Raw genomic sequence first — 8,137 nt, forward strand, 5'->3', positions numbered from 1 at the left:
GCGAGCGCGCGGCGGCGCACCCTCACGCGACGATATCGCGGGCTTGCTCCGGCACGGTTCGGGGCGCGTGCGGGCGCACCCACACCTTGCACACGCCACCGGACGTCAGCCGCACCCGCCAGGTGTCGGAGGCGCCGGGATGATCGGTTCTGCGGTGCATGCCGCGGCTCTCGGTGCGCGTCAGCGCGCTGTATTTCGTCCAGCGCGCCACCGCAAGCAGCGCGGCGGCCTGCCGGGCCCACAGCAGCTCGGCGCCGCTGCCGCCGAGGTCGAATTCCGCCCCCGGCCACATGCCGTCGAGTTCGGCGATGCTGTCGCGCAGGCTGCCCGCGCTGCGCCAGTAGCTGCGCCGCAACGGCAAGGTGTGCTCCTGCACGAGGCCGATCACCGCCCTCGGGTCGATCCGCGCCACGGCGTTGAGCCCGGCCCCCGGCACCTCGCGCACGGGGACGCGCCGGTCAGCTGTCCTGGCGAACTTCGCCGCGCCCGCGCCCGCCCAGACGCCGGAGGCGATCGCCCACGCCGCGCTCAGTCCGCCGAACCCGCTCACCGCCCCGGTGACCGGCTCGCGACTGACCACGTCGCCCGCGGCGAACAGGCCGGCGACGGTCGTCGCGCAATCCGGTCCGGTGACGCGCAACCCGCCCGTGCCGCGCACGGTGCCCTCCAGCACGGCGCGCAGCGGCACCCGTTCGGCGCGGTCGACGAAGCCGTGACGCGCCAGCCGGGAGCGAAGGGCGACCGGCACGTCGTCCAGGGCCGCGAACACCCGCTGACCTCCAGCGATGGCTGCGAGCGCCGCCGAGCGATGCCCCGACAGCTCCGCGCCGGATTCGTCGTAGAGCGGGGCGAAGCGCAACGCGAGACTCCGCAGCGCTGCGGGCTCGGCTTTCCCGGGCGGAATCAGGCTGTAGGCGCAGGAGAACTCCATCCCGGACAGCTCGGCGCCCGCTTCCACGGCGAACAGCAAGCCGTCGCCGGTGTCCACGTCGGTGCCGGCGGCGCCGGACAGGAACGCGCAGCCGCCGGTGGCGACCACGACCGCGCCCGCACGCACGGTCCAGCGCCGGAACTTGTCCTGGGCGCACAATCCGGTGGCGCCGCGCACCACACCCTCGGGGTCGGCCAGCAGTTGCAGCGCCGGGTGATGATCGAATACGCGCACCCCGGCTTCCCGGGCCGCGCGGCGCATTCGCCGCAGATAGCGGCCGCCGTCCAGATAGCTGCGCCGCGCCGGACGCGCCGGGTCACCGGTGATGCGATAACCCCACCGGGCCAATTGCTCGATCCGCTGATGGGTCTCCTCGAGCACCCGGTGCATCCACTCCGGATCACCCAGCGCGCCGCCGTGCGCGTGCCCGCGCCGCACCGCCTCGTCCCGCGCCGGGCCGGGCGGAAGGTGCCACAGGGGGATCGCGCCGTACGCCGTCGGCCCGCTCGACCCGCAGCGCGCCTTGTCGACCAGCACCACGGCGGCGCCGGCCGCGGCGGCGGAGACGGCCGCCCAGGCACCGGCGGGACCACCGCCGATTACCAGTACGTCCGTCTCGAGTTCGGTCATAAAGAAAAATGTTCGGGCACAATTCATCGGCCCGCAACCAAAACTCGGGGGTCAGCTCCACCATTGCGTCCACAGCAATAGTCCAGCAGCCAGAAAAACGACCATCGATCCGGCAAAGGCGGCCCAACCACGATGCCGATCCGAATAGATCTGCGCCCCGAGGGCGACCACCGCGGCCGCCACATGCCAGGCGACCGATTCGCCACCGGGACCGGGAAAGCCGCGCCGCTGCGCGATGACCGCGGCGCCGACCACGATCAGCATGCCGACCACGGTGCCGCCGGCGACGATGCCGCTGAGGCCGCGCACCAGTCTCACGAGGCGATCACCGGAACGCCGGAGGCCTTGCCGGCCAGCTTCTCGAATTGCTCGGGATCGGTGGTGAACTCGCCGAGCCGGATGGTCTTGTTCGTCCCGTGGTAGTCCGACGAACCGGTGGTGAGCAGGCCCAATTCCGCGGCGAGATCGGTGAGCAACGCGCGGTCGGCCGCGGAGTGGTCCGGGTGCGCGATCTCGAGGCCGCCGAGGCCGAGCGCGGCCAGCTCCCGGATGTCGTCGAGGGCCAGCAGCCTGCCCCGCTTGCGCGCCCTGGTGTGCGCGAGCACGCTGACACCGCCAGCGGTGGCGATCATCTCCACCGCGCGACGCAGCGGGGTGTCGGCCTTCTCGGCGTAGTACGGGCCGTGCGGCGCGAGCAGTTCGTCGAACGCGGCGTCCACACTCGCCACCACGCCCGCGGCGACCAGCGCGCGGGCCAGATGCGGGCGCCCGGCCGACGGCCCGGCCGAGGCCAGCACGGCGTCGGGATCGATGGGCAGTCCGTCGGCCGCCATCCGCTCGGCCATGGCGCGCAGCCGTTCCACCCGTTCGGCGCGCAGCCGCTCGCGTTCCTCCGCGAAGCCACGGTGGGTCGGATCGAACAGGTAGGCCAGCAAATGTACGGGCACCGGCCAGCCGTCCTCCCCCAGGCCGACGCAGGACATCTCCATGCCGCGGACCAGGGTCACCCCCTTCGGCAGCGCCTCGACCGCTTCCGCCCATCCGGCGGTGGTGTCGTGGTCGGTGATCGCCACCACGTCCAGGCCCGCGGCGGCCGCGTTTCGCACGAGTTCCGCCGGAGTGTCGGTGCCGTCGGACGCGGTCGAATGGGTATGCAGGTCGATGCGCACGCCTTCAAGTCTTACAGTGCCGCGAGGTCGTCCCGCACGCGCAGGCGAAGTTCCGCCAGGCCGGGGCGACGTAGCATCGTCAGCGTGCCGTCCTTCTCCCCGCTTTCGTCACTTCGTGGATCCGGCCGGACGCCGTCGCAGCAAGGGCAGCGGTTCATCCCGGTTCCGACGGCGCAGGCGATCGTCGACTGCGCGGTGTACGTGGACGGTAAGCGCCTGCCCGGACGATTCACCCACAAGGCGGCCCTCGCGCGCGCCCGCGAGGAGGCCAACGGATTCGTCTGGGTGGGCCTGCACGATCCCGACGACACCCAGATGAACGACATCGCCGAGACGTTCGGACTGCACCAACTGGCCACCGAGCATGCCCTGCAACGGCACCAGCGGCCGAAGCTGGAGCGGTACGACGATTCGCTGCTGCTGGTGCTGCGCACGGTCAGCTATGTCCCGCACGAGATGAACAGCATCAGCGAGATCGTGGAGACCGGCGAAATCATCGTGTTCACCGGCCCCGACTTCGTGGTCGCCGTCCGTCACGGTGAGCATTCCGGGCTGGCCGAGGTGCGCAAGGCTCTCGAGGAGGATCCCGCGCAGCTGGCGCTCGGACCGGGCGCGGTGCTGCACGCGATCGCCGACCGGATCGTGGACTCCTACATCGAGGTGGCCCAGTCGGTCGAGAACGACATCGACGAGATGGAAGAGGAGATCTTCACCCCCCGCAGCAAGGTCACGGTGGAATCCATCTACCAGCTCAAACGGGAGGTGGTCGAGCTGCGGCGCGCGGTGAACCCGCTGGCAGCGCCGCTGGAACTGCTCAGCCACAAGCCGGATCTGCCGGTGCCGAAGGAAGTCAGGCGCTATCTGCGCGACGTCGCCGAACATCACGCCGCCGTGGCCGAGCGCATCAACGATTTCGACGAGGCGCTCAGCGCGCTGATCAGCGCGGCGCTGGCCAGGATCGGCGTGCAGCAGAACACCGACATGCGCAAGATCTCCGCCTGGGTGGCGATCGCGGCCGTACCGACGATGATCGCGGGCATCTACGGGATGAACTTCGACCACATGCCCGAACTGCACCAGGTCTGGGGTTACCCCATGGTGTGGGTGCTCATCCTCGTCATCTGCACCGGCCTGTTCTTCACCTTCCGCCGCAACAAGTGGCTGTAGCCGGGCGGCATCACAGGCTGGCGGCGCCGCGCCTCGGGTCGCGCACGTCGATGCCCGCCTCCTGCCACGCCTCCCGCAACGCCTGCGCGCCACGCACCCGGACCCACGCCGCCTCCGTCGCGGTCACCGGCGTCACCGCGAAGTAGCGAACCGGGTCGGCCGGGTCGGGCAACGGCACCTCTGGAATGTCGCTGTCGCCGAGCAGGACCGCGGTGAACGGCGCGTCGCGCCACATCGGCTCGCCCAGGTCGAGCAGCGCGTCGGCTTGCAGCACAACGCCTTCCACCACCGGCGCGGCGGCCAGCACGCCGAGCGATTTGGCCAGGCCGGAGCTTGCGCCCACCCCCGACCGCAACGTCAGCACGAGTTCCGCGCGCGGCCCGCGCAGCGGATCGGCGTGCACCTCGGTGGGATCGCCCATGGGATGCCTGCTGCCGCCCAGCGTCACGTAGTGCACCAGGTCGCCCGCGACGATGCGCAGGATCTCGATCGGCTCCAAGCCGAGAAACGTCACCGACGCGGCGTCGACGCTCGCGGCGTCCACGCCGAAATGGCCCAGCACCTCGGTGCGGACCGTCTCCAGCACTTCCATGCGTCAGATCGCCAACCGCGCGAGCATGTCCCGTGCCTGCTCGGCCGACTTCGGATCGCACAGCACGTCGTAGCGGCCCGCCACCAATTGCATGGTGGACGCGAAATCGCGCTGGCCCCTGGTCGCCGCGTACGGGATCGAGGTCGAGATCAGGCCGAAGATGATGCCGCCGACCAAGCCGACGACCAGCGGGCCGAGGGCGCCGCTGGTGGTGAACAGGCTCAGCAGCAGACCGAGGAACAGGCCGAGCCAGGCGCCCGACACCACGCCGCCGCCGATCACCTTGCCCCAGGTCAGCCGATAGAGAACCCGCTCGACCTGCATCAGGTCGACACCGACGATGGTCACGTCCTGCACCGGGAACTGGTTGTCGGCCAGATAGTCGACCGCCTTCTGCGCCTCGGCGTAGGTCGGGTAGGAGCCGACCGGCCAGCCCGAGGGAGGCGTCGGGAGAGCCTGTCGCGCGCGGCTCGAGTTCCCCAAGGGATTCGTCATGGTTCCATTCTGCTATTCCGACGCATCTCGCGGTGGTGTGAAACGCGTGGTGCGCGTCATGCCCGCCGCGCGGCCCTTCTCCGCGATCACCTGGGCCATCTTGGCGCTGGCCTCGTCGATCATCTCGTCGCCGAGCATCACCGCGCCGCGCGCCCCGCCCGCCGCCGAGGTGTGGAAGGCGTAGGCGTCCAGAATCTCCTCGGCCCGGTCGTAGTCCGATTGCCGCGGGCTGAAGATCTCGTTGGCCGCCTCGATCTGGCCGGGGTGCAGCACCCACTTGCCGTCGAAGCCGAGCGCGGCCGTGCGCGCGGCGGCCCTCCGGAAGCCCTCCACGTCCCGGATCTGCAGGTACGGCCCGTCGATCGCCTGGAGGCCGTGGGCGCGCGCCGCGAGCAGGATGGTCATCAGAATGTGGTGGTAGGCGTCGCCGGTGTCGTAGCCCTCCGGCTGCTCGCCGACCACCAGGGTGCGCATGTTGATGCTGGCCATGAAGTCCGCCGGGCCGAAGACCAGGGTCTGCACCCTGGGGCTCGCGGTGGCGATCGCGTCGATGTTGCGCAGCCCGAGCGCGTTCTCGATCTGCGGCTCGATGCCGATCCGGCCGACCTCGAGGCCGCAGGTCTTCTCCAGCTGGGTCAGCAGCAGATCCAGCGCGCGCACCTGGCCCGCGTCGGTCACCTTCGGCAGCAGGATCGCGTCCAGCCGCGCGCCCGCGCCCTCGACCACGGAAATGACGTCGGCGTAGGTCCATTCGGTGGTCCAGTCGTTGACCCGGACCACCCGCAGCTGCGTTCCCCACCCGGAGTCGTTCAGCGCCGCGACGATGTTCGCCCGCGCCTCGGCCTTCGCTACCGGGGCGACCGCGTCCTCCAGATCGAGGAACACCTCGTCGACGGGCAGCGTCTTGGCCTTCTCGATCATCTTCGTGTTGCTGCCGGGGCAGGCGAGCACCGAACGGCGCGGCTTCATGATCACTCCCGTCGATCGTGGCGGGATGCGAACACCCGCCCGCGAACATCTAGCCTTGGCAGCATGGCAGCTACCAGGGTGTACGTCGCCAGGCTGGCCGGTTTGGCGGTACTGGGACCGGACGGGGAGTCTATCGGCCGGATCCGGGACGTCGTCGTGGCCGTCCGATCCGACCGCCAGCAGCCACGGGTACACGGCTTGGTCGTCGAATTGCCCACCCGGCGGCGTATTTTCGTGCCGATCCTGCGGATCACCGCGATCGAGCCCGGCGTGGTCACCCTGAACACCGGAACGGTCAGCCTGCGCCGTTTCACCCAGCGACCGGGCGAGATGCTGGCCCTGGCGCAGATCGTCGACTCGGTGGTGCGGGTCGACGACCCGGACCTGCCCGACCTCGCCGGCATCGACGTCCACGTGGCCGATCTCGGCATCGAGCAGACCCGTTCCAGGGACTGGCTGGTCAGCAGGGTGGCCGTGCGCGGGCACCGCAGGCTCGGCCGCAGGCGCACGGTGCACGTGGTGGACTGGAGCAGGGTGTCCGGTCTGACGCCGTACGAGATCGGCAGGCCGGGACAGGACGTCACACAACTACTCGAAGGTTTCGAGGGCATGCGCGCTGCCGACGTGGCGCAGCAGCTGCGCGAGCTGCCGGAGAAGCGGCGCATCGAGGTGGCCGTCGCGCTGGACGACGAACGCCTGGCCGACGTGGTGCAGGAACTGCCCGACGACGAACAGGTCGACTTGCTCGGCCACCTCGAGGTGCGCAGGGCCGCCGACGTGCTGGAGGCGATGGACCCCGACGACGCCGCCGACCTGCTGGGCGAACTGCCCGAGGGCGAGGCCGAATCGCTGCTGGCCCTGATGGACCCGCAGGAGTCCGAGCCGGTGCGCAGGCTGCTCGAGCACTCTCCCTACAGCGCGGGCGGCCTGATGACGCCGAAACCGGTCATCCTGACGCCGTCGACGACGGTGGCCGAAGCGCTGGCGCGGGTGCGCAACCCCGACCTCACCCCCGCGCTGGCCTCCATGGTGTTCGTGGTCCGTCCGCCCACCGCCACGCCGACCGGCCGCTACCTCGGTTCGGTGCACATCCAGCAATTGCTGCGCGAGCCACCCGCCCATCTGGTGGGCGGCATTCTCGACACCGATCTGTCGCCGCTGCGCCCCGAACTGCCCTTGGCCGCGGTGACCCGGTACTTCGCGACCTACAACCTGGTTTGCGGACCGGTGGTGGACGCGGAGAACCACCTGCTCGGCGCGGTCAGCGTCGACGACGTCCTGGACCACCTGCTGCCCGAGGACTGGCGCGACCAGGAAGAGACCGACGAGCGGGGCGGAGCGTGAGCCCGCACGGCCCCGCGCCCGCCCGAAAGGACACACCGTGAGCGAGAACGACCCGGGCGCGCGGCTCGGTCCCAGCAGGGCCCGCCAACGGCTGGAGACGCCGGTGGAAAGCCGGTTCCGATTCGAGTGGGACGCCGAGGCTTTGGCCCGCAGCAGCGAACGGGTGGCCCGATTCTTAGGGACCGGTCGGTATTTGGCGGTGCAGACGATCGTGGTGCTGGTCTGGATCGCGGTGAACGTGTTCGTGGTCGCGCTGCGCTGGGACCCGTATCCCTTCATCCTGCTCAACCTGGCGTTCTCCACCCAGGCCGCCTACGCGGCGCCGCTGATCCTGCTGGCGCAGAACCGGCAGGACAACCGGGACCGGGTCGCCTTGGAGGAGGACCGGGTGCGGGCCGCGCAGACCAAGGCGGACACCGAGTTCCTGGCCCGCGAACTCGCCTCGCTGCGCATCGCGGTCGGCGAAGTGGCCACCCGCGATTACCTGCGCCGGGAATTGGAAGAGCTGAAAGGCATTCTGGACCGAATCGAGTCGGCGGAATCCCCGGATCAGGAGGCCAGGGCGGAAAGCGGCGCAAAGGGCGGTCGCAAGAAAAGCTCCGGCCGAAAGGCCGCTCCAGCAGGGGTTTCACCGTCGATAAGCCCTGATCAACCGGAAATACCGAATAAGGACCTGACCGGTGGGTAACCTGGACAACGTTGTCCAGAGCGGCCTGGGCAGGGGATGTCCCGGACGGCCGCTCCCACGACGTCGAGGATTGGGTGTGGCCGAATGCGTGTATCTGCTCCGATAACGGTCTCGGCTTTGGTTGTTGCTGGTGTGGTGGTGAGTGGTTCGGG

The 8,137-nt window shown here is 70.2% G+C and carries 9 protein-coding genes; 3 read left to right on the forward strand and 6 right to left on the reverse strand.

Going from position 1 to position 8,137, the window contains the following annotated elements; all coding sequences use genetic code 11:
• Window positions 1-22: 22 nt before the first annotated feature.
• The 3 genes from ACWDMM_RS23990 to ACWDMM_RS24000 are packed head-to-tail and all read right to left on the reverse strand — an operon-like array spanning window position 23 to window position 2,730.
• Window positions 23-1,561: an FAD-dependent oxidoreductase gene (locus ACWDMM_RS23990; RefSeq protein WP_449939663.1), complete on the reverse strand. Its 1,539-nt coding sequence runs from the start codon at window positions 1,559-1,561 to the stop codon at window positions 23-25.
• A gap of 51 nt (window positions 1,562-1,612) precedes the next feature.
• Window positions 1,613-1,870, reverse strand: coding sequence for a hypothetical protein (locus ACWDMM_RS23995; RefSeq protein ID WP_323124372.1), 258 nt, complete (start codon window positions 1,868-1,870; stop codon window positions 1,613-1,615).
• 5 nt (window positions 1,871-1,875) lie between these two features.
• A complete protein-coding gene (locus tag ACWDMM_RS24000) occupies window positions 1,876-2,730 on the reverse strand; it encodes a PHP domain-containing protein (protein ID WP_195082121.1) in 855 nt (284 codons plus the stop codon).
• 75 nt (window positions 2,731-2,805) lie between these two features.
• Between ACWDMM_RS24000 and ACWDMM_RS24005 the strand changes: the two genes are divergently transcribed.
• Window positions 2,806-3,897 (forward strand): magnesium and cobalt transport protein CorA, encoded by a 1,092-nt coding sequence (locus ACWDMM_RS24005; protein WP_357207859.1) that lies wholly within the window; start codon window positions 2,806-2,808, stop codon window positions 3,895-3,897.
• Window positions 3,898-3,907: 10 nt separating this feature from the next.
• On the opposite strand, the gene ACWDMM_RS24010 is transcribed toward ACWDMM_RS24005, so the two are convergent.
• The 3 genes from ACWDMM_RS24010 to ACWDMM_RS24020 are packed head-to-tail and all read right to left on the reverse strand — an operon-like array spanning window position 3,908 to window position 5,953.
• On the reverse strand, window positions 3,908-4,489 hold the full coding sequence (locus ACWDMM_RS24010) for a suppressor of fused domain protein (protein WP_195082122.1): 582 nt from the start codon (window positions 4,487-4,489) through the stop codon (window positions 3,908-3,910).
• Window positions 4,490-4,492: 3 nt separating this feature from the next.
• Window positions 4,493-4,984 carry a general stress protein gene (locus ACWDMM_RS24015; RefSeq protein ID WP_195082123.1) on the reverse strand — a complete coding sequence of 164 codons (492 nt, stop codon included), beginning with the start codon at window positions 4,982-4,984 and terminating at the stop codon, window positions 4,493-4,495.
• Window positions 4,985-4,996: 12 nt separating this feature from the next.
• Window positions 4,997-5,953, reverse strand: a complete 957-nt coding sequence (locus ACWDMM_RS24020) for an HpcH/HpaI aldolase/citrate lyase family protein (protein ID WP_195082124.1) — start codon at window positions 5,951-5,953, stop codon at window positions 4,997-4,999.
• 63 nt (window positions 5,954-6,016) lie between these two features.
• On the opposite strand from ACWDMM_RS24020, the gene ACWDMM_RS24025 reads away from it, so the two are divergent.
• Together ACWDMM_RS24025 and ACWDMM_RS24030 are read left to right on the forward strand one after the other, a co-directional pair.
• On the forward strand, window positions 6,017-7,297 hold the full coding sequence (locus ACWDMM_RS24025) for a magnesium transporter MgtE N-terminal domain-containing protein (protein WP_449939668.1): 1,281 nt from the start codon (window positions 6,017-6,019) through the stop codon (window positions 7,295-7,297).
• 37 nt (window positions 7,298-7,334) lie between these two features.
• On the forward strand, window positions 7,335-7,985 hold the full coding sequence (locus ACWDMM_RS24030; RefSeq protein WP_195082126.1) for a DUF1003 domain-containing protein: 651 nt from the start codon (window positions 7,335-7,337) through the stop codon (window positions 7,983-7,985).
• Window positions 7,986-8,137: the final 152 nt, after the last annotated feature.

The organism is Nocardia sp. NPDC003726 (assembly GCF_053586955.1).

What these genes read in the sequence shown, in the direction of transcription:
- ACWDMM_RS23990 (WP_449939663.1), bottom strand. Translation starts at nt 1,561, where the DNA reads ATGACCGAACTCGAGACGGACGTACTGGTAATCGGCGGTGGTCCCGCC.
- ACWDMM_RS24010 (WP_195082122.1), bottom strand. Translation starts at nt 4,489, where the DNA reads ATGGAAGTGCTGGAGACGGTCCGCACCGAGGTGCTGGGCCATTTCGGC.
- ACWDMM_RS24015 (WP_195082123.1), bottom strand. Translation starts at nt 4,984, where the DNA reads ATGACGAATCCCTTGGGGAACTCGAGCCGCGCGCGACAGGCTCTCCCG.
- ACWDMM_RS24020 (WP_195082124.1), bottom strand. Translation starts at nt 5,953, where the DNA reads ATGAAGCCGCGCCGTTCGGTGCTCGCCTGCCCCGGCAGCAACACGAAG.
- ACWDMM_RS24025 (WP_449939668.1), top strand. Translation starts at nt 6,017, where the DNA reads ATGGCAGCTACCAGGGTGTACGTCGCCAGGCTGGCCGGTTTGGCGGTA.